General features: G+C 71.8%; 19 protein-coding genes. 13 read left to right on the forward strand and 6 right to left on the reverse strand.

Annotated features, from left to right (window positions below; genetic code table 11):
* The first annotated feature begins 206 nt into the window (after positions 1-206).
* On the forward strand, positions 207-1,757 hold the full coding sequence (locus HNR61_RS30935; protein WP_182846676.1) for a hypothetical protein: 1,551 nt from the start codon (positions 207-209) through the stop codon (positions 1,755-1,757).
* A 70-nt stretch (positions 1,758-1,827) separates the two neighbouring features.
* Complete coding sequence (locus HNR61_RS30940) at positions 1,828-2,361, forward strand: hypothetical protein (protein WP_182846677.1); 534 nt, start codon at positions 1,828-1,830, stop codon at positions 2,359-2,361.
* Here the strand turns inward: HNR61_RS30940 and HNR61_RS30945 are convergent.
* Complete coding sequence (locus tag HNR61_RS30945) at positions 2,358-3,065, reverse strand: MBL fold metallo-hydrolase (RefSeq protein ID WP_182846678.1); 708 nt, start codon at positions 3,063-3,065, stop codon at positions 2,358-2,360. The two genes, HNR61_RS30940 and HNR61_RS30945, sit on opposite strands and share 4 nt — an antisense overlap.
* Positions 3,066-3,140: 75 nt before the next feature.
* Positions 3,141-3,572 carry a MarR family winged helix-turn-helix transcriptional regulator gene (locus HNR61_RS30950; RefSeq protein WP_182846679.1) on the reverse strand — a complete coding sequence of 144 codons (432 nt, stop codon included), beginning with the start codon at positions 3,570-3,572 and terminating at the stop codon, positions 3,141-3,143.
* Between the two features lie 89 nt (positions 3,573-3,661).
* Here HNR61_RS30950 and HNR61_RS30955 point away from each other — a divergent pair, with 89 nt between their 5' ends.
* From HNR61_RS30955 to HNR61_RS30965, 3 genes are all read left to right on the forward strand, one after another.
* On the forward strand, positions 3,662-4,747 hold the full coding sequence (locus HNR61_RS30955) for an epoxide hydrolase family protein (RefSeq protein WP_220509986.1): 1,086 nt from the start codon (positions 3,662-3,664) through the stop codon (positions 4,745-4,747).
* Between the two features lie 744 nt (positions 4,748-5,491).
* On the forward strand, positions 5,492-6,811 hold the full coding sequence (gene hisS, locus HNR61_RS30960) for a histidine--tRNA ligase (protein ID WP_182846681.1): 1,320 nt from the start codon (positions 5,492-5,494) through the stop codon (positions 6,809-6,811).
* 20 nt (positions 6,812-6,831) lie between these two features.
* Positions 6,832-7,455: a hypothetical protein gene (locus HNR61_RS30965; protein ID WP_182846682.1), complete on the forward strand. Its 624-nt coding sequence runs from the start codon at positions 6,832-6,834 to the stop codon at positions 7,453-7,455.
* Positions 7,456-8,031: 576 nt separating this feature from the next.
* On the opposite strand, the gene HNR61_RS30970 is transcribed toward HNR61_RS30965, so the two are convergent.
* Together HNR61_RS30970 and HNR61_RS30975 are read right to left on the reverse strand one after the other, a co-directional pair.
* Entirely contained in the window at positions 8,032-8,208 is a 177-nt protein-coding gene (locus tag HNR61_RS30970; protein WP_312898178.1) for a DUF397 domain-containing protein, read from the reverse strand.
* Complete coding sequence (locus HNR61_RS30975) at positions 8,205-8,978, reverse strand: helix-turn-helix domain-containing protein (RefSeq protein WP_182846684.1); 774 nt, start codon at positions 8,976-8,978, stop codon at positions 8,205-8,207. Before HNR61_RS30975 ends, HNR61_RS30970 begins: the two co-directional genes overlap by 4 nt.
* Here HNR61_RS30975 and HNR61_RS30980 point away from each other — a divergent pair.
* The 4 genes from HNR61_RS30980 to HNR61_RS30995 all read left to right on the forward strand — a co-directional run bounded on the left by HNR61_RS30980 (position 8,977) and on the right by HNR61_RS30995 (position 11,801).
* Positions 8,977-9,567 carry an ATP-binding protein gene (locus tag HNR61_RS30980; protein ID WP_182846685.1) on the forward strand — a complete coding sequence of 197 codons (591 nt, stop codon included), beginning with the start codon at positions 8,977-8,979 and terminating at the stop codon, positions 9,565-9,567. The genes HNR61_RS30975 and HNR61_RS30980 overlap by 2 nt on opposite strands.
* Positions 9,564-9,776, forward strand: a complete 213-nt coding sequence (locus HNR61_RS30985; protein WP_182846686.1) for a hypothetical protein — start codon at positions 9,564-9,566, stop codon at positions 9,774-9,776. Before HNR61_RS30980 ends, HNR61_RS30985 begins: the two co-directional genes overlap by 4 nt.
* Positions 9,777-9,795: 19 nt before the next feature.
* Positions 9,796-10,065: a hypothetical protein gene (locus HNR61_RS30990; protein WP_182846687.1), complete on the forward strand. Its 270-nt coding sequence runs from the start codon at positions 9,796-9,798 to the stop codon at positions 10,063-10,065.
* A 101-nt stretch (positions 10,066-10,166) separates the two neighbouring features.
* A complete protein-coding gene (locus HNR61_RS30995; RefSeq protein WP_182846688.1) occupies positions 10,167-11,801 on the forward strand; it encodes a carboxylesterase/lipase family protein in 1,635 nt (544 codons plus the stop codon).
* On the opposite strand, the gene HNR61_RS31000 is transcribed toward HNR61_RS30995, so the two are convergent.
* Positions 11,792-12,478: a TetR/AcrR family transcriptional regulator gene (locus HNR61_RS31000; protein WP_182846689.1), complete on the reverse strand. Its 687-nt coding sequence runs from the start codon at positions 12,476-12,478 to the stop codon at positions 11,792-11,794. The genes HNR61_RS30995 and HNR61_RS31000 overlap by 10 nt on opposite strands.
* 125 nt (positions 12,479-12,603) lie before the next feature.
* On the opposite strand from HNR61_RS31000, the gene HNR61_RS31005 reads away from it, so the two are divergent.
* The 4 genes from HNR61_RS31005 to HNR61_RS31020 all read left to right on the forward strand — a co-directional run bounded on the left by HNR61_RS31005 (position 12,604) and on the right by HNR61_RS31020 (position 17,171).
* Positions 12,604-14,028: an MFS transporter gene (locus HNR61_RS31005; protein ID WP_182846690.1), complete on the forward strand. Its 1,425-nt coding sequence runs from the start codon at positions 12,604-12,606 to the stop codon at positions 14,026-14,028.
* Positions 14,029-14,088: 60 nt separating this feature from the next.
* Positions 14,089-15,333: a serine hydrolase domain-containing protein gene (locus HNR61_RS31010; RefSeq protein ID WP_312898179.1), complete on the forward strand. Its 1,245-nt coding sequence runs from the start codon at positions 14,089-14,091 to the stop codon at positions 15,331-15,333.
* Positions 15,334-15,436: 103 nt separating this feature from the next.
* On the forward strand, positions 15,437-15,994 hold the full coding sequence (locus tag HNR61_RS31015; protein ID WP_182846691.1) for an RNA polymerase sigma factor: 558 nt from the start codon (positions 15,437-15,439) through the stop codon (positions 15,992-15,994).
* The gene (locus HNR61_RS31020) at positions 15,987-17,171 is read left to right on the forward strand and encodes a CU044_5270 family protein (protein ID WP_182846692.1); all 1,185 of its coding nucleotides are present in this window, start codon (positions 15,987-15,989) and stop codon (positions 17,169-17,171) included. The genes HNR61_RS31015 and HNR61_RS31020 overlap by 8 nt, the downstream gene beginning before the upstream one ends.
* 81 nt (positions 17,172-17,252) lie before the next feature.
* Here HNR61_RS31020 and HNR61_RS31025 read toward each other — a convergent pair whose 3' ends face one another.
* On the reverse strand, positions 17,253-18,182 hold the full coding sequence (locus HNR61_RS31025) for an RNA polymerase sigma-70 factor (RefSeq protein ID WP_182846693.1): 930 nt from the start codon (positions 18,180-18,182) through the stop codon (positions 17,253-17,255).
* Positions 18,183-18,806 lie beyond the last annotated feature (624 nt).

Genomic DNA, 18,806 nt, shown 5'->3' on the forward strand with positions numbered 1-18,806 from the left:
AACTGAGCTTGCAAAAAGGCCGAGGAGTGTGGTGTAGACCTACTGTGGCCAGCGGAGATCGGGGGCCTTGGCATTCCTTCCCGGCGCGGACATGATCTCGTTCACCGGGCGAGAATTTCGGCATTCACGGGCCCGAACGCTCCCACGCCCGCCGTTTCTCGCATGCTCTCGACCCGTCCCCTGACACGGGGATCCAAGGGGAAAGCGTGAACGAGCAGACACGACGAACACCCGCCAAGCGCCGCCGACCGGCGATCCTGGTCGCGGCCTCAGCGCTCATCCTCACCGGCGGCCTGACCGCCGTCGTCCCGGCGGCCGGCGCGGCGACCGCGGCCCCGGCGGCGACCGCCGACGCCCCCAAGCCGCCGCCGACCCGGGCGGCCGGCCAGCGCGTCACCGACACCGCCGACTGCGCGCCGTCCTCGCTGGACGCCAGGTCCGCGAAGGCCAAGCCGGTCACCGACCCGCGCACGCCCCGGGAGCTCCGGGGCAAGAAGGTCATCTCCTGCGTGCAGACGAACGTCCCCAACGCCTCCAGGGAAAGTGCCGACGCGCGCGCCGCCGCCCTGGCCGCGCAGCGCGGGCGGGCGGGCGCGCCCGACGAGGAGACGCTGCGCACCCGGCTGAAGACCGCCCAGGCCGCCCGCAAGGGCGACAAGGACGCCAGGGCGAAGCTCGCCGACAACATCCCGCTCCCGGACTGGTGCCACGACCACGCCTTCGACGGCTGGTGGGTGCTCCGCACCGCCGAATGCCAGATCGCCGACATCACCGTCCTGTACTTCGCGGAGACCAACGGCCGCCGCGTCCACGTCGGCACCGCCAAGGCGCTGGAGTTCTCCTACAACTACACCAGCTCCGACATCGACACCTTCGCCTCGCAGATCCGCGTGGTGAAGTACTGGGGCGAGCGCGCCGGGAGCACCGACTTCTTCTCGAACATCTACGGCTGGTCGACCTGCTCCGGTGACTGCAAGCAGAACTCCGACAGCGGCCTGAGGCCCGGCCGGTTCGCCCGCGACGTCAACAACGACGGCCAGGCGTTCTACGACAACACCCGCACCGAGACCGGCGGGATCGGATACGCCACCCCGACCTGGCACTGGTTCGTGCACCTGGTCTTCTTCCTGCCCTCCACCACCCGGAACCAGCCCGATCCCCCGCGCATCCGCTGCGACAACGCCTTCTCCACCGACGGCAACGACCTCGGCGACCCGGCCTCGTCCCAGTCCGCCGGCGTGATCGGCAACGGCTGCGTGGTGCCGTCCTACGTCCCCACGTGGATCGTGCTGAAGAACGGCCTGTACCCGACGGTCGCCTACCACGTGGAGGCCGCGCAGAAGTCCGGGCTGCCGGGCGCCTACCCCAACGGTCCGGTGCTGCACCGGCTGCAGGACTCGGCCAAGAAGCGCCAGAACGGCGACACCGCCTGCCCACCGGCGCCGACATGGGTGCGGCCCGCGGGCAAGTCGTGCGACGAGTACCCGATGCGCTCCACCTACGAGGGCGCCAGTACCGCACCCGCCCCGGGCACCGCCAGGTCGTTCGCGCCTCCGACGCAGAACGTGCCGGGGGTCGGCGAATGGTGCGAGATGGACGCCGCGTGGAACGTCCCCACCGGCGTGACCGGCCCGACCGGCTGGTCGTCGTGCATGCTGCCCGCCCGCGACAACTCCGGCGCGGGAGCGCTGCTGGGCGGGTTCTACAAGTCCAACCGGGTGCTGGACAACGACCCGTTCCTCGTCTGGCCGCAGTGACCGGACGAAACGGCCCGCACCGTCACCCGGCCGGGTGACGGTGCGGGCCCGCCCGGCGCAGCATGGATCCATGGCATCGAGCGCAGCGCCCGCCGTCCGCGTCACCGGAACCGTGACGGTGGAGTACAACCGGTTCACCGTGGCCGCGCCCGGCGCGTCCCCCGGATGCCTCGACCTGCCCCGCAACGGCCTGGTCGGGGTGCCGCTGGAGGCCCGCCCGTTCGAGGCGGGCACCGTCGCGGTGATCGCGACCGGCGTCACCTACGACCAGGTGGCGGTGACCGCCGAGGTGTGGACCGGCGAACCGCCCGCGCTGGACACCACCGGCTGGCAGGACGCGGCCGTCATCACCGTCGACTGGCCCGGCGGCCAGGTCCGGCTGCTCGGCGAGGACACCGTCCCGCCGTCGGAGCTGCCGCTGGGCGACCTGCCCGCCGGGCGGCACCGGCTGCTGGTCGCGGGCCGCCACCGCGACGAGGGCGAGGCGCGCAGCGGCACCATGCCCGTCGAGGAGTACCTGGTCCGGCTCTGGCCCGCGTCCTCCACGGGCGAGCGGGTGCTCAAGGCGACCAGCGCGACCGGCGCGATGTGGCGGGGCGGCTAGGAGGCGAAGGCGGCGGCGCGCAGCTCGGCGGCGGCGTTCTCGCGGGCCGGGTCGCCGTGGCCGAAGCAGGCGATCTCGGCGTCCAGCGAGGCCAGGTCGCGGAACGTCGCGGCGGCCTGCTCGGGGTCGCAGTTGAAGACGCCCAGGATGACGCGGCCGTCGGGTCCGCGGGCGACGGTGTCGCCGGTGAACAGGACGCGTTCGTCCGGCAGGTGGAGGGCGACGCTGCCGGGGGTGTGGCCGGGGGCCGCGACCGCCACGGCCGTCGTCCCGCCGCCCAGGTCGATCTCGTCGCCGCCGTCGAGCGGGCGGGTGACCCGCACGGGGTCGGGCTCGGGGACGTCCTTGATCCGGGCCTGGACGCCGTCCCAGATCGGGCGCTCCCAGTCGGCCAGCACCGGCGGCGGGCCGGGCCGCTCGCCCTGGATGAACGGCGCGTCGGCGCGGTGCGCCAGCACCTCGACGCCGGGCCCGGCCAGGGCGGCGGCGGAGCCGACATGGTCCTCGTGGAAGTGGGTCAGCACGATCCGCCGCAGCTCCGACGGGTCGCGGCCCAGCGCGCGGATCGCGTCGCCGACCAGCGGGGCGGAGCCGGGGAGGCCGGTGTCGACCAGGGTGAGGCCGTCGGGGGACTCCCACAGGTAGGCGTGGCCGACGGGGAAGCGGAGATGGTACAGCCGCGGGGCGAGCGTGATCACGTCCATGGGGTGACCGTAGGCCGTCGCCCGCCCGGAGCCCAGGGCGCGCTGCTCACGGCGGATCCGCTGCCGGCATAAGGCTCAGTGATTCTCCAGGAGCTTGGTGAGCAGCCGGACGAACAGGCGGCGTTCGTCGGGGTCGAGCCCCCGCATGAGGGAGTCCTGGACGCCGGCCAGGACCGCGTCGAGCTCGGTCAGGCGGCGTCGCCCGGCCGGGGTGATGGTGACGATGTTGCGGCGGCGGTCGCCGGGGTCGGGGGAGCGGTCCACCAGGCCCTGGTCGGCCAGGGCGTTGAGGGCGGCGACGACGTCGCTGCGGTCGATGGCGGTGCGGCGGCCGAGCTCCGCCTGGCTGGCCGGGCCGAACTCCGCGAGCGCCGCCAGCAGCCGGTAGTGGTAGCCGGGCGTGTTCGCCTTCCCGAACTCCTCGGCGATCAGCCGCCGGGAGCGCAGCGAGAGCTGGTTGACCAGCCAGCTCGGGGACGTGCGCAGGCGTTCGGGGACCGGGTCCATGGGCTCCATTCTAGAGGTTGACGTTGGGGTGACCAACATTCACAATGATGGCGCTGCCAACATTGGTAACGCCAACGAATGGAATGATCATGAACCCCTTCACGATGCGCTACCCGCAGGACGACCTGGACGACCTGGCCCGCCGCCTGGAACGCGTGCGCTGGCCCGACGAGGTGGCGGACGAGGACGGCGCGCGGGGCGTCCCCGGCGACCGGATGCGGAAGCTCGTCGAGTACTGGCGGGACGGGTTCGACTGGCGGGCGGCCGAGGCGAGGTTCAACGCGTTCCCGCAGTTCACCACCGAGATCGACGGGGCGACGGTGTACTTCCTGCACGTCCGCTCCCCGCGTCCGGACGCCCTCCCGCTGATCATCACGCACGGCTGGCCGTCCTCACCGGCGGACTTCCTCGACGTCATCGAGCCGCTCCGGGCCGACTTCCACCTGGTGATCCCGGCGATCCCCGGCTTCGGCCCGTCCGCCCCCACCCGCGACGGCGGCTGGGACGTCCACCGCGTGGCGCGGGCCTGGGCGACGTTGATGGAACGCCTCGGCTACGACCGCTACGGCGCGCAGGGCGGCGACTGGGGCTCCCCGGTCTCCCGCCTCCTGGCGGCCGAGGCCCCGGACCGCGTGGTGGGCGTCCACACCAACTACCTGGGCGTCCCCGCCCCCAGCGACCTGGACGCCCTGACCCCCGACGACCGGGAACGCGCCGACCAGATCAACCGTTACCTGGCCGAGCCCGCCGGTTACTGGCGGATGCAGGAGCACCGCCCCCAGACCCTGGCCTACGCCCTGGCGGATTCTCCGGGGGGCCAGCTCGCCTGGATCACCGACCGCATCGAGGCCTGGGCCGACCCGGACATCGGCGTCCCCGACGACCACATCCTGACCACCGCGACCCTGTACTGGCTGAGCGGCACGGCGGGCTCCTCCTCCCGCCTGCACCACGAGTCGGGCAGCGGCCGCCGAAGAGGCCCGATCCCCTGCCCGACCCCACTGGGCGTGGCGGTATTCGCCAACGACCTGATCCGCCCCATCCGCGAGGTGGCCGAACGCGCCTACGACGTCGTCCACTGGAGCGAGTTCGACAGAGGAGGCCACTTCCCGTCCCTGGAGACCCCCGACCTACTGACGAAGGACATCAGGACGTTCTTCAACTCCCTGCCCTAGCCGCCTCCACTTGGGAAAGCAGCGACCAGAAGCAAGCCGCAACGCCACGTAAGCACCGGCCAAAGAATCACCGTCAATCACCGACACGATTCTCGCCCTGACCGGATAAGGGACGCTCGGCACGCCGCTGCGACCGCCGAAGCAGCCGCATCCGCCACGACCCCAATGGACGGCTGTTTTCGCAGCTAGACTGTGGCCGGACTCGCTGCGCGACTGCCGCGCTCCCCCAAGGACCGCGCAACCTGGCGCCACGACCGGTATGACCGAATCCAGCAAAGTGCTCGAAAACCACTACCCGCCCGCACAAACCCGCAGGTCATTCAGCGTGCTCCCCGCGCACGCGGGGATGGTCCCCGGATACGGTGCGGGGAGATCCAGGCGGCGAGGTGCTCCCCACGTACGTGGGGATAATCCCAGCGCTCCAGTTCGATGATCCTATGGACCAGGCGCTGGAAGCAGGGTGGAGCGGCCGTGCGTGCCGCCCTGACAGGGGTAATGCGTAGCCGGTGCAGGATGCCTCATGCCAGGTAAAGCGAGGAGGCGCTGAATGTGAGCGAGGCTCGGAACTCGCTCACAGCCGGGTTAAGGCATTGGTGGCTGATCAGTGATCGACGGGTCGTCGCAGTCGGGTGTCGCTACGATGAGTGAGCGGTTGGCCCGCCTCGACGCGTCTGGCGTCCGGTTCTGGACGGGCGATCTGACTGCTCTCTTCACGCTCCACGGTTACGGCGGTCAGGAGTTCCCATGGCACAGCAGTTCGAGCCCCCGTCGGGCACCCGCGACTTTCTCGCCGGTGCGCTGCGTACGCGTGAGCGGGTCTTCGCGCAGATCCGCGAGGTCTTCGAACGGTACGGTTTCGAGCCGTTGCAGACCCCGGCGTTCGAGCGGCTGGAGACGCTGACCGGCAAGTACGGGGATGAGGGCGACAAGCTCATCTTCAAGATCCTGCGCCGTGGAGAGCACGAAGCGTCGGGCGAGGCCGACATGGCGCTGCGCTACGACATGACCGTGCCGCTGGCCCGGGTCGTCGCCAACTACGGCTCCCAGCTCCCCACCCCCTACAAGCGGTACGCGATGGGGCCGGTATGGCGGGCCGACCGGCCCGGCAGGGGGCGCTTCCGCGAGTTCGCCCAGTGCGACGTGGACGTGGTCGGCTCGTCCTCGCCGCTGGCCGAGGCCGAGGTGGTGTGCGCGCTCACCGACGCGCTGGACGCCGTCGGCGCGCGCGACTACCGGGTGCTGGTGAACTCCCGCGAAGCCCTGGCAGGGCTGTTGGAGGTCTATGGCGTTCCCGCCGAGTTGGGCGGTGGCGTGTTGATCACGCTGGACAAGCTCGACAAGCTGTCGCCGGACAAGGTCGCCGCCGAACTGGTCGCAGCCCGTTCGCTGTCTGCGGAGACTGCCGACAGCCTGGTGGGGGATCTGACCGCCGCTGACGCGGTGGAGCGCATGCGTACAGCGCTGAAAGACAGCGACGCCGGACGCGCCGGACTGGCCGAGGTCGACCGACTTCTGGAGTTGGCCTCGCCCAAGGTCGGGGCCGAGCGGATCGCGTTCACTCCCAGCTTGGTGCGGGGTCTGGACTACTACACCGGCGTCATCTTCGAGGTGGTGGCCGAGGGGATGCCCGGCTCGATCGCCAGCGGCGGCCGCTATGACGGCCTGATCTCCGCGCTCGGCGGCCCGGACGTGCCCGCCTGCGGCGGCTCGCTGGGTGTGGAGCGCATTATCGGGTTGTTGGACGACAGCGCCGACCAGGGCGAACGGCTGGATGTCGCGGCGACGGTGATCGATGAAGCGGGTGCGGCCGAGGTGATGGGATTCGCCGCCGCGCTGCGCGATGCCGGGCTGCGCACCGAAGTGTATTTGGCCGCCAGTCGCAAGCTGGCCAAACAGCTCAAGTGGGCCGCCGACCGCCGGGCACGATTTGCGTTGATCTATGGCGCGGCTGACCGGGAGGCGGATGTGGTCACGGTCCGAGACCTGGATTCGGGCGAGCAGGCCCAGGTGTCGCCCGCCGAACTCGTGGCGTACCTCACCGGGAGGTACGCGCCATCGCGGTAACTCCGCAGAGGAGGCCAAGGATGGGACAGCAAGGCGATCGCATCTTCGCCGCGATCGAGCGGCGAGGCTACCCCGATCCCTGGTCGACGTTCGGGGAGCAACTGTCCTGGGAATCGGCCTACGCCGTCCAACTGAAGACCGCCATCGATATCGCCCGCAAGGGCACCGACCCGCAGGCCGCCGAGCACATCGGCGGCCTGTTCGCTGCCAAGGCCCGCAACCTGGCCGCCGCCCGCAAGTTGGTGGACCAAGCGCTGACCGAGTATGACCGCACCGGAATGTGGGAGGTGCTGGACGACCGCGCCGCCCAACTGGACATTGAGGATGTGTCCGAACGCTGGGCGGCCGGGCTGGTCCACCATCCCTTCCCGATCGCGCTGTGGTCGCTGCAGTTCAACTGGCGCTACATGAAGGACCACGGCGTCCGCGCGTTCTACGAGATGACCACCGGCTACATCGAAGCCCTGATCTCCAGCCACGACCGCTGGGCGGCCGCTTGGGAGGCCGAAGCAGCCACCGGCGCCGTCGACCGCGTCACCACCGTCGAGTGCGACCTGGTCTCCGAAGAAGCCCCGATGCACTGCGACATCTGCCAGAAGACCATCACTGCCCTGCTCTACCTGGACGACGCGCCTGCGGCATGACCCACTGGAGCAAGTTCGACAGGGGAAGCCACTTTCCTGTCGCTGGGGTCCCCGACCTGCTGACGAAGGACATCAGGACGTTCTTTCACGCTCTGCCCGACTCCACGCCGACAGACGTGTAATCCGAAACCAGCGACAACGAGCCACGGCCGGCTGCCTGAACCAAAAATCACCGACAATCACCGACACACTTCTAGCTCCGGCCGAGGAGGGAACTCCCTAGAGCGGCACGCGAACGCCGACGCAACCACCCCCGTCCCAACTCCCGTCTGACCGCTGTTGCCGCAGCTAGACTGCATCCAGGTTCGCTGTCCGACAGCCGTATTCCCACGTCGTTCGAGCAATCCGGCACCGCGCCCGATATGTCTGAACCCGCGAAAGTGCTCAAAAACCACAGCACGCCCGCACAAACCCGCAGGTCATTCAGTGTGCTCCCCGCGCACGCGGGGATGGTTTCCTGGCCCGCAGCTTCTTGGCTGGTCTCACGGCGCTCCGCGACGGATTGCGTGCGCTTGACGACGTGCTCTAGATGAGGACGTACCTCGCTCTGCCAAGCGCGGAGCGGGGGCGTTCTGCTTACGAGATGTCCTTGATGTGGTGTGACAGTGCTCGGGCTTCCTCGCGGCTGATGAGCAGCTTTTCGCCGTCAGGGTTCTTGCTGTCACGTACGCCTATGACGTCGCCGAGGTTGCAGACTTCCACACAGTCGCCACCTTGGGTGTTGCTGCGCGACGCCTTGCGCCACTTGATCACTTGAGGACCTCCATCGCGTTCTCGATCAGGCTCCGCGAAGCGTCTTCGGGAAGAGCCTGTGCGCTGATCCCGTCCCATCGGACACCGAACTGGCGAACCTCGGAGGGGGCAAGGATCAGTCTGCCTCCGCCGTGCGCCTCCGTGTACGCCACGTCCCCCTCGTCCACAGACAAGATCTTGAACGAGCCGTCCAGGCCGATCGTCGCTCCCGCCGTGCGTGGGAGCACTCGAACGATCATGTTCGGATCGCGGGCCACGGCCAGCAGATGGGCGAGCTGGGCGCGCATGACCTCCGGGCCGCCCACGGGCCAGTCGATGACACTCTGCGAGAGCACGGCCGTCATCAGGGGCCGGGACGAACGCGTCAGGGTCTCCTGTCGAGCGATGCGGGCGGTCACATACCCCTCGACGTCCTCGACACCTGCCGCCGTGAAGCAAGCACGGGCGTACTCCGGGGTCTGGAGCAGGCCGGGGATCAGCGACAACTCATAGATCTTCAGTAGGAAAGCCCGGCTCTCGTAGCTCACATGCTCCTTGAACCAATCTGGATCATGGCCGAGCTTCGCGTACGTCAGTAGGCGCAGGAAATGTCCGCCTGTTGCGAAGTGCTTGTCGAGTGCTCCGGCTTGTTTCTCATCGATCCGCAGCTCTCCCGATTCCAGCCGCGAAACAGTTGAGCGGACGACGCCGATGATCCGCCCGAACGTCTCCCCGTTCATGCGGGCACGCGTCCGGTAGAACCGCAGGTCATAGGCCAACCACGCCCACATGGAGGACATGGGATCCGGGGAGGGTTTGGCGGGCATGGGACACGCTCCGGTCGGGGGAGTGTTTCCGGATGTTGCGGTGGCTCCAGGGAACAGCGACAAGAACGAGCTGTCGACGGAAAGTGAGCTACGCGTCACAGAGTGGCATCCCGAGTCGAAGGCAGCCGCCATGATCACCGTCCCTCCGCCGTCAGCCGTCACCGAACCGTCGACGCTGATGATCACCTCTGCTCCGGAGGCGATCAAAGCCGCCCGTGATTTCGCGCGAGGGTGGTTGGAGGTGAAAGGCGTCGATCACGCTGCGGTGCAGGTCGGGCTTCTCGTGATCAATGAGCTCGTCACCAACGCCCACAAGCACGGCAGCGAGCCCGGTGAGACGATCTCGGTTCGGCTGTACCTGTCGGCGGACGGTCCGGTCGTGGAGGTTCGCGACGGCGGCGACGGCGAGCCGCGCGTGAAGCCGCTCACGCTGGACTCGTTCTCGGGGCGTGGGCTGGCGATCGTCTCGGAGCTGGCGAAGGCGTGGGGGTTTCGGCATCTCGCGTCCGGGGGCAAGGCCGTGTATGCGGTGCTGAGGGAGACGACGGCATGACGCCTGTCGACGTTCTTCTCTCGATCCTGCGGGAGTTGTTTCCGCAGTGGGACATCTGGCATGAGCGGGGCGTGTGGCGTGCGGCCGGGTTCGTGCTCGTCAGTGCCTCGTCCGTTGACGGGCTGGTCGAGCATCTGGCGGGTGCGGATCCCGATGCGTTCGGAGAGGTCGCGCGCAGGCTTGCTAAGGGCGCGCGGGGTGCGGCGTGAGTGCCGATGAGTTCTATGAGTGGGGGACGAGGAGGCCGAGACTCTTCGTCTGGTCGCACTGGTCGCGGCGCTCAAGCGGGTCGAGGCGCCGGTGTATGTCTCCCTGTTCACCCCGATGTGCGTCGCTCCGCATCTGGACGTGGCGTACGTGAGTGCTCGTGTCCACAACGCCGCGACGGTGTGCGTGTTCGGTGACTGGTTCGTCTGTTCGTTCGGCCTGGTGCCCGCGACCGATGTGGAGCGGGCCGCGTGGACGTTGGTCGAGGTGCTGTCGCCGCCTCGGTCATAAGTAGAGGGAAGTCCACCCTCGGCCTGGTGGAAGGCCCAGTGAGCCCGGGATGACGCGCCGGAATCGTTGGTGGCGAGCGACTCCGATGAGAAGAGGGCGTCATGGGTGATGGCGGGAACGGGCGGCGGGTGTTGGGGGCGGTGCCCGCCGTGGCCGCCGGGGGCGGGCTGGTCGTGGCCGGGCTGGGTGGGACGGCGTCGGCGGCGGACGGCCTGGTCGTCGCGACCGACAAGGGGGCCGTGCGGGGCAGGGGGGTCGAGGGCGTTCGGGAGTTTCAGGGGATCCCGTACGCGGCGCCGCCGGTGGGTGAGTACCGGTGGGGGTCGCCGCGTCCGGCGCGCGCGTGGGGTGGTGTGCGCGACGCGACCAGGCCCGGTGCCTCGTGCGCGCAGAACGAGGGGCTCCTCGGTGAGAGGCGCAGCGTCAGCGAGGACTGCCTGTTCCTCAACGTCACCAGCCCGCGGCGGGCCGGGCGGCTGCCGGTCATGGTGTGGATCCACGGCAGCGGGTTCCGTAACGGGTCGGGCGCGCTCTACCGGCCCTATGACCTGGCCAGGCGTGGCGACGTGGTCGTGGTGACGGTCAACTACCGGCTCGGGATCTTCGGGTTCCTCGGCCATCCGGCGCTCGACGGGGGGACGGCGCGCCACCGGTCGGGCAATTTCGGGCTGGAGGACCAGCAGGCCGCGCTCCGGTGGGTCCGGCGCAACGCCGCCGCGTTCGGCGGGGACCCGCGGAACGTCACCGTCTTCGGTGAGTCGGCGGGCGGCGTCAGCTCCTGCTCGCAGCTCACCTCGCCGGCCGCCGCCGGGCTCTTCCAGCGGGTGATCGTGCAGAGCGGGCCGTGCACCGTCATGAACTGGCCCGACTGGGACGGCACGCTGATCCCGACCGGGAGCTGGCTGCCGCGCCCGCGCGCGACGGCGGAGAGGCAGGGGCTGTCGGTCGCCGCCGACCTCGGCTGCGCCGATCCGGCCACGGCGGCGGAGTGCCTGCGCGGCCTGCCGCCCGAGAGGCTCCTGCCGAAGTCGGAGTTCGGGTTCGCGCCGGTGTACGGGGGCGGCGGTGTCCTGCCGCTGTCGCCCGCGGAGGCCATGGCCACCGGGCGGTTCAACAGGGTCCCGGTGATGCACGGCATGACGCGCCACGAGTACCGGACGTTCGAGGCCGTGCAGCAGGGCTACGGGGTGCCCCCGATCAGGGACGAGGCCGAGTACGCCAAGAGGGTCGTCGCCTACGTCGGCAGGGACCGGGCGCCGAAGGTGCTGGCCCGGTATCCGGCCGCGCGCTACGGCTCGTTCAGCGAGGCATGGTCCGCCGTGGTCACCGACGCCAGCTTCGCGCGTTCGGTGGGCGACGTCAGCCGCGCGCTCTCCCGGCAGGTGCCCACGTACGCCTACGAGTTCGCCGACGACAAGGCCCCCTGGGTGGCCACCGCCCCGCAGCCGGGGTTCCCGGTGGGCGCGTTCCACGCGGCCGAGTTGCAGTACCAGTTCGACACCGACTACTTCGCGGGACGGCGGCTCGCCCCCGCGCAGCGGCGGCTCGCCGACCAGATGACCCGCTACTGGACGCGGTTCGCCCGCACGGGCGACCCGAACGGCCCCGGCTCGCCCCGCTGGCGTCCGACCGACGGCGGCACCGCCCAGAGCCTGGCCCCCGGGAAGGGCGGCGTGCGGCCCATGGACTTCACGGGCGACCACGCCTACGGGTTCTGGCGGTCCCTCTACCGCTGAGCCGCCTGTGCGAGCAGCCCGTCGACGAACGCCCCGAGGGCCTGGGCGTAGGTGTCCTGGGCGGCGAGCTCCGGCCACTGGTCGCCCAGGGCGGCCAGGTGGGGCAGCCGGGAGGCGTCGATGCCGGTCTCGAAGAACGTGTCGCGCCCGGCGGCCGGGGACTGGTCGCCGTGCCGGTGGACGGTGTGGGCGCGGACGAGGATCTCGCCGACGGTGTAGTACCAGAGGCTCCGGAACAGGTGGACGGCCTGCGCGGGGGAGCAGCCGTGCTCGATCGCCGCGGCCACGATGGTCTCGACCACCCGCAGGGCCGGTTCGCCGAGACGGGCGAGGAAGCCGTCGGTGGTGAGGATCTCGGCGGCCCAGGGCCAGGCGGCCAGCGAGTCGTGCATGGCGACGGCGGCGGCGACGATGCGGTCGCGCGGCTCGCCGGGCGGGTCGAGCCGGAGGGTCTGCTCGGTGTGCTCGTTGAGGAGCTGGACGAGCAGGTCCTCCCGGTCCCGGACGTGGTGGTACAGGGTCGTGGTCCCGATGCCGAGCTCGGCGGCCAGCCGCCGGACGGTCAGCTTCTCCCAGCCGTCCCGCTCGATGATCCGGCGGGCGGCCACCAGGATCTCCGCGCGTGAGGTCGCCGGCGGGCGGCCGGTGCGGCCGCGGGGTCGGTGGGGTCGGGGCACCGACCCATCATGCCGTTCCCCCGCGCCGCCCGCGAAACCGGCGCCCGTGTCGACAGCGGCCGGTCTCCGCAGTACTTTAGGAACATGTTCGGAAACATGTTCCTAAAGTCGTCGCGGGGACGCCGATGACGGTGCGGGAGGCGGCCGGCGTCCGCACCGGCCCGGTCCTGGCCGTGGTGGCCGTCGTGCAGTTCATGGTGTCGCTGGACCTGTCGGTGGTGAACGTGGGGCTTCCCCGGATCGCCGCCGGGCTCGGCTTCGGCGAGGCGGGCCTGACCTGGGTGATCCACGCCTACGCCCTCACCTTCGGCGGGCTGCTCCTGCTGGGGGGCAGGGCCGCCGACCGGTACGGCCGCCGGCCGGTCCTGCTGCTCGGGCTCGGCCTGTTCGCCGTCTCCTCCCTGCTGGGCGGCTTCGCGCGGGAGCCCGGCGAGCTGGTCGCCGCCCGCGCCGCGCAGGGCGTCGGGGCCGCCGCGCTGGCCCCGGCCGCGCTGGCGCTGCTGACCGCGACCTTCCCCGCGGGCCGGGCGCGCGTGCGGGCCTTCGGCGTGTGGAGCGCGACGAACGCCGCCGGGGGCGCCCTCGGCGTCCTGATCGGCGGCCTGCTCACCCAGTACGCCGGCTGGCGCTGGGTGATGTTCGTCAACGTGCCGATGGCCGCCGGCGCGCTGGCCCTGGCCTGGCGGGGCGTGCCCCCCGGCCCGCCTCCGGCCCGCGGCGGCCGCCCGGACGTCGCCGGGGCCGTCCTGGCCACGGCGGGCATGACCCTGCTGGTGTTCGGCGTCGTCCGCACCGACCGTCACCCGTGGACCTCGCCGGTCACGCTGGCGACCCTGGCGGTCGCCGCCGCGCTGCTGGCCGCCTTCGTCGGCGTCGAGCGGACCACCGCCCGCGAGCCGCTGGTCCGGCCCGGCCTGTTCGCCAACCGCTCGGTCGCCGGCGCCAACGCCTACAACCTCCTGGTCGGCGCGGCCATGGCCTCGGCCTTCTACTTCGTCTCCCTCTACCTGCAACGCGTGCTCGGGAACGGCCCGGCGCTGACCGGGGTCGAGTTCCTGCCGTTCGCGCTCGGCGTGGTCGCCGGTTCGGTGCTGGCCATCAGGCTCGGCTACCGGCTGGCGCCGCGCACGCTCCTGGCGGGCGGCGGGGCGCTCACCGCGGCGGGGTTCGCCTGGTTCGGCCTGATCAGCCCGGACGGCGCGTTCCTCACCGACGTGCTGGGGCCCTCGATCGTGGCCGGCGTCGGCTTCGGGCTCTGCCTCGGGCCGGTCGTGTCCACCGCCACCGCCGGGGTCGCGCCGCACGAGACCGGCACCGCCTCCGGCCTGCTCAACAGCTCGCGCCAGATCGGCGCCTCCCTCGGCCTGGCCGCCCTTGGCACCGCGGCGCACGAGCGCACCGGGCGGGCCGCCACCCCCGCCGCCCTCACCGGCGGATACGCGCTCGGCCTGACCCTCGGCGCCGTCCTGCTGGCCGCCGCCGTCCTGATCGCCCTCGTCGTCCTGCCCCGGACCGGCGCGCCGCCACGAGGCGACGCCGCCCGGAACTGACCAACCCCTCTCACCGGCGCGGGGACCGTCCCCGCCGCACATGACGAAAGGACAGGTGTCGTGAAGACCCGACTAGTGGCATTGGCCGGTGCGGCCGCGCTGGGCATCGGCGCGGTCACGGCCGCGGCGGTCCCCGAGCCGCCCCGGAGCGGGACCGCGCTGACCGGCGGCACGAGCCCGTCGGCCGGCCTCGACCCCGCGAGGCTGGAATCCGGCCTGGACGCCGTCCACCGCGCCGGGACGCCGGGCGTGTTCGCCGAGGTACGCGACGGCGCCCGGGTGTGGCGCGGCGCCTCGGGGGTCGCCGACCTCAGGACCGGACGCCCCGTCACCCCCGGCATGCGGCAGCGCGTCGGCAGCATCACCAAGACCTTCATCGCCGCCGCGATCATGCAGCAGGTCGAGCGGGGACGCGTCCGGCTCGACGCGCCGATCGGCGACTACCTGCCGGCGCTGGTGCCGGGCGACCGCGGCCGGAAGATCACGGTCCGGATGCTGCTCAACCACACCAGCGGCCTGCCCGAGTACCTGCCCTACGCCTTCCCGTCCCTGCGCGACTTCCCCGCGCCGAGCGCGTCGGGCAGGAGCCTGGACGACAACCGGTTCCGGCGGTTCAGCCCGGAAGAGCTGATCGGCATGGGGCTGGACGCGCCGGCCGCGAGCCGCCCCGGAAGCGTCCCGGGCGTGTACTCCAACACCAACTACCTGCTCCTCGGCCGCCTCCTGGAGCGGGTGACCGGCACCAGGGCCGAGACCTACATCACCCGGAACGTCATCCGGCGCGCCGGGCTCGGGCACACCGCGTTCCCGGCCGGGACGCGCGTCAGGGGCCCGCACCCGCGGATGTACGAGGCCTTCCACGGCATGATCGACCCGCCGCGCGACTACAGCGTCTACGACATGTCCTGGGTGTGGATGGGCGCCGACCTGATCTCGACCACCGGGGACCTCGACCGCTTCTACCGCCGCCTGTTCACCGGCGGGATCGTCAGCCGGTCGTCGCTGGCGGAGATGCGGCGCACCGTCCCGGTCATCGGCCAGGACGGGCGGAGCCGGTTCGACTACGGCCTCGGCCTGCGCCCGTTCCCGATCCCCGGCTGCGGCACCCTGTGGGGCCACGACGGCACGGTCTGGGGAGCCCAGACCATGTCCCTGACCAGCGCCGACGGCAGGCGGCAGATGTCGCTGGCGATGAACCTCGTCCGGTGGACCAGGTTCGACGCGTCGGGGAAGCCGCGGCCCCACCCCATCGACGGCGCGCTGTCGTCGTTCTACCGGCAGGCGATGTGCGGGAACGCCCCCTGACCCCCGCCGGCCGTCTCCCGGATTAGGGAGGACGCAGGGAAAGCGGGAGGCGGGTGCGGGTGATACCTGTGTGACCGCCATCCGCGCCATGGAAAGGCATCACATGACAGGGGATCCCCCGCCCCGCCCGGCCGAGCGTTTCGACGAGGTCTTCGACCGCCACTTCGCCGAGATCCACCGGTACGCGGCCAAGCGGCTCGGTCCGGACGCCGCCGCCGACGTGGCGGCGCAGACGTTCCTGGAGGCGTTCCGGCAGCGCCGGCGCTACGACCCGGAGCGCGCCAACGTGCGCACCTGGCTGTACGGCATCGCGACCAAGGTGATCGGCAAGCACCAGCGGACCGAGACGCGGGCGCTGCGGCTGCGCGCCCGCCTCGGTCCGGGCCGCGGCGCCGAGGACCACGCCGAACGCGTCGAGTCGCGGGTCAGCGCCCAGGGGCTGCGGCCCGACCTCGCCGGGGCCATCGCGGCGCTGCCGCGCGGGCAACGCGACGTGCTGCTGCTGGTGGCCCTGGCCGACCTCAGCCACGAGGAGGTCGCGGCGGCGCTGGGGATCTCCTATGGCACGGTCGGCTCCCGGCTGAGCCGTGCCCGAACCAGACTGCGCAAGGCGCTGGGCGGGACCAATCCGGTACTCACGTTGGAGGAACAGCATGGATGAGGTGCGGATGGTCCGGGACGCCTACCCCGAGCCCGCCCCGCCCACCGCCCGGGAGATCGCCCGGGCGAAGGCGCTGCTGGACGACCCGCCGCGCCGCTCGCTGCCCCGGCTCCGCTGGCGGCTGGCCTGCGGCGTGCTGGCGACCGGCACCGCGGCGGCCGTGGCGGTCACGTTCGTCGGGGGCAACGCGCCCGCGCCGACCGGCCCCGTCATCCTGGACGACCGGGCGGCGGTCCTCGCGGCGGCCGAGAAGGCGGAGCGGCAGCCGGTCGGCCGGTACTGGCACAGCGACGTGGTCTCGGGCCAGTCCTACGTCGTGCGGTCCGGGACCGGGACCTACGCGGTCATCGGCGCGCACAACGAGTCGTTCTCCTGGCACGGCGCCGAGCGCGGCATGGGCGAGATGTACTACGGCCGCGACCTCCCGGCCCGTCCCTGGACCGCGCGGGACGAGGCCGTGTGGCGCGGGTCCGGGGCGCCGTCCGGCATCCGGGTCTGGTCGGGCGACAAGTACCTCACCCTCACCGCCAGGGCGACGAAGTGGAGTTCGAGCGGGCCGGAACGCGGCACGAACCCCGGCGGCGGCGGGGACTTCCTGGGCAAGTCGGCCGAGGAGCTGCGGAACCTGCCGACCGACCCGGCCAAGCTCACCGAGCTGTTCCTGAAGGGCGGTGGCGGCGGGCTGAACCCGGACGGCACCCCCCCGAAGGACCCCTCCGGGAAGAGGCCGCCTGGGAAGGACCCCTCCGGGGGGAGGAAGGCCGGGGGCGACCAGATCAACAGGGTGTCCAGCCTCCTGCTGAACTCCCCGATGCCGCCGAAGGTCCGGGCGGGCCTGATGCGGGCGCTGGCCGCCCAGCCGGGGATCCACGCGATCGGCCGCACCGCCGACCCGCTGGGCCGCCGGGGGATCGCGCTGGCCGACGGCGAACGCGCCACGACGGTCACCGGGGAGTGGGGCGGCCCGAAGGCCGACCGGGGGACCTACCGGTCCCGCGAGGTCGTCGTCTTCGACGAGCGCACCGGCGCGCTGCTGTCCCGGCAGAACATGCTGACCCGGCCCGGCGGACCGTACGCGCAGATGAAGCCCGGCTTCATCATCGAGTTCCAGGCCGTCCGCTCGGAAGGGTGGAGCGACACCAGGCCGGCGCCGCGGCCCGAGCTGCCCTACAGGTGACCTCCGGCCGGTGAGTCCGGCGCCCCGCGAAGGCGGCGGGGCGCCGGACGCGGCACGAGCGGGCTGGAGGACGGTTCGGTCTCACCTGCTCACGGTGGTCTCCTGGCCCACGCGTGACAGCTTCTCGGGGTTGCGCACGTGGTACAGGCCGGCGACGCGGCCGTCGTCCATGTGCACCGCCAGCACGCCGTCGATCTCCCCGTCGACCCGGACCAGCAGCCCCGGGCCGCCGTTGACCTGGACCGGCTCGACCGACCTTCGCACGCCGCGCCCGTACCAGCCGGAGGCCAGCAGGCGCGCCACCTTGCCAGCCCCCACGACGGGCCGCGGCAGGGCGTGCTTGACCCCGCCGCCGTCGCTCAGGGCCACCACGTCGGGCGCCAGCAGGTCCAGCAGGCGTTGCAGGTCACCGGTCTGCACCGCCCGCTCGAACGCCTGGAGCACCGCGCGGGTCTCGGTGGGGGAGACGGTGGCGCGGGGGCGGCGCGCCGCCACGTGCGCCCGGGCCCGGTAGGCGGTCTGGCGCACCGCGGCCGGGCTCTTGTCCACGGCCTGGGCGATCTCCTCATAGTCCAGGCCGAACACCTCGCGCAGCACGAACACCGCCCGCTCGACCGGGGCCAGGGTCTCCAGCACCAGCAGCATCGCCATCGAGACGCTCTCGGCCAGCTCCACGTCCTCGGCCACGTCCGGCGCGGTCAGCAGCGGCTCGGGCAGCCACGGCCCCACATAGGACTCCCTGCGCCGGCCCAGCACGCGCAGCCGGTCCAGCGCCTTGCGGGTGACGATCCGCACCAGGTAGGCGCGCGCCTCCCGCACGCTGCCCGGATCCACGGTCACCCAGCGCAGCCAGGTCTCCTGCAGCACATCCTCGGCGTCGGTGGCCGAGCCGAGCATCTCGTAGGCCACGGTGAACAGCAGGTTGCGGTGAGCCACGAACGCCTCGGTGGCGGCGCCCACCTGGTCCAACGGCTCGGTCCCGTCCGTGGTCGGTGCGCTGTGCTCTGTCATGCCCGGCTCCCGCCTGCTCGCTCCCAGCCCTGCCACACGCACAAGACGCCGGTCCCCATCGCTTTGTCACGCCCACGGCCGGTGGCCTGGGTCACATGGCCGTGGCCGTTACGGGGCTCCTGGCGTCGGCGTGTGGTGTTCGTCAGGGCGCCGCACGAACGGTACGGCGGCCCGCGGCACCACGAGCCGAGAGCGAAAGGGCAGATCTCACCATGTCCACGGCCACCCCGATCTGCCCGATGCCGAGTAGGCCGCCAACGGCCCCACCTTCCCGGAACGGCTAACGCCCGACCCTGACCCGGACGGCAGGGCGCCGTCCGGTCCACGCCCTGCCCTCGGAGGCTCCCGCCCCACCGATCCCGAGCACCCCACACACGGAAGGCAGCCCGACCCACGGTCGACACGGCCCCGCCCGACAACGGCCCCGAACGCCCCGGCGCCTCCCTGGGCAAGGGAGGCGACGCCCCACCGCCCCCCGATCCCCGCCGCTGGTGGGGCCTGGGGGTCATCGCCCTCGCCCAGCTGATCGTGGTGCTGGACATGACGATCGTCAACGTCGCCCTGCCGTCCGCCCAGCGGGACCTCGGCATGACCGACGGCAACCGGCAGTGGGCCATCACCGCC

This window comes from Actinomadura kijaniata, assembly GCF_014138665.1.
Lineage (GTDB): Bacteria > Actinomycetota > Actinomycetes > Streptosporangiales > Streptosporangiaceae > Spirillospora > Spirillospora kijaniata.

Coding starts and splice junctions, on each gene's coding strand:
- HNR61_RS30945 (WP_182846678.1), bottom strand. CDS start 3,065: ATGGACGTGATCACGCTCGCCCCGCGGCTGTACCATCTCCGCTTCCCC.
- HNR61_RS31020 (WP_182846692.1), top strand. CDS start 15,987: ATGGATGAGGTGCGGATGGTCCGGGACGCCTACCCCGAGCCCGCCCCG.
- HNR61_RS30950 (WP_182846679.1), bottom strand. CDS start 3,572: ATGGACCCGGTCCCCGAACGCCTGCGCACGTCCCCGAGCTGGCTGGTC.
- HNR61_RS30995 (WP_182846688.1), top strand. CDS start 10,167: ATGGGTGATGGCGGGAACGGGCGGCGGGTGTTGGGGGCGGTGCCCGCC.
- HNR61_RS31025 (WP_182846693.1), bottom strand. CDS start 18,182: ATGACAGAGCACAGCGCACCGACCACGGACGGGACCGAGCCGTTGGAC.
- HNR61_RS30940 (WP_182846677.1), top strand. CDS start 1,828: ATGGCATCGAGCGCAGCGCCCGCCGTCCGCGTCACCGGAACCGTGACG.
- HNR61_RS31005 (WP_182846690.1), top strand. CDS start 12,604: ATGACGGTGCGGGAGGCGGCCGGCGTCCGCACCGGCCCGGTCCTGGCC.
- HNR61_RS31015 (WP_182846691.1), top strand. CDS start 15,437: ATGACAGGGGATCCCCCGCCCCGCCCGGCCGAGCGTTTCGACGAGGTC.
- HNR61_RS30975 (WP_182846684.1), bottom strand. CDS start 8,978: ATGTGGGCGTGGTTGGCCTATGACCTGCGGTTCTACCGGACGCGTGCC.
- hisS (WP_182846681.1), top strand. CDS start 5,492: ATGGCACAGCAGTTCGAGCCCCCGTCGGGCACCCGCGACTTTCTCGCC.
- HNR61_RS30955 (WP_220509986.1), top strand. CDS start 3,662: ATGAACCCCTTCACGATGCGCTACCCGCAGGACGACCTGGACGACCTG.
- HNR61_RS30980 (WP_182846685.1), top strand. CDS start 8,977: ATGGAGGACATGGGATCCGGGGAGGGTTTGGCGGGCATGGGACACGCT.
- HNR61_RS30965 (WP_182846682.1), top strand. CDS start 6,832: ATGGGACAGCAAGGCGATCGCATCTTCGCCGCGATCGAGCGGCGAGGC.
- HNR61_RS30985 (WP_182846686.1), top strand. CDS start 9,564: ATGACGCCTGTCGACGTTCTTCTCTCGATCCTGCGGGAGTTGTTTCCG.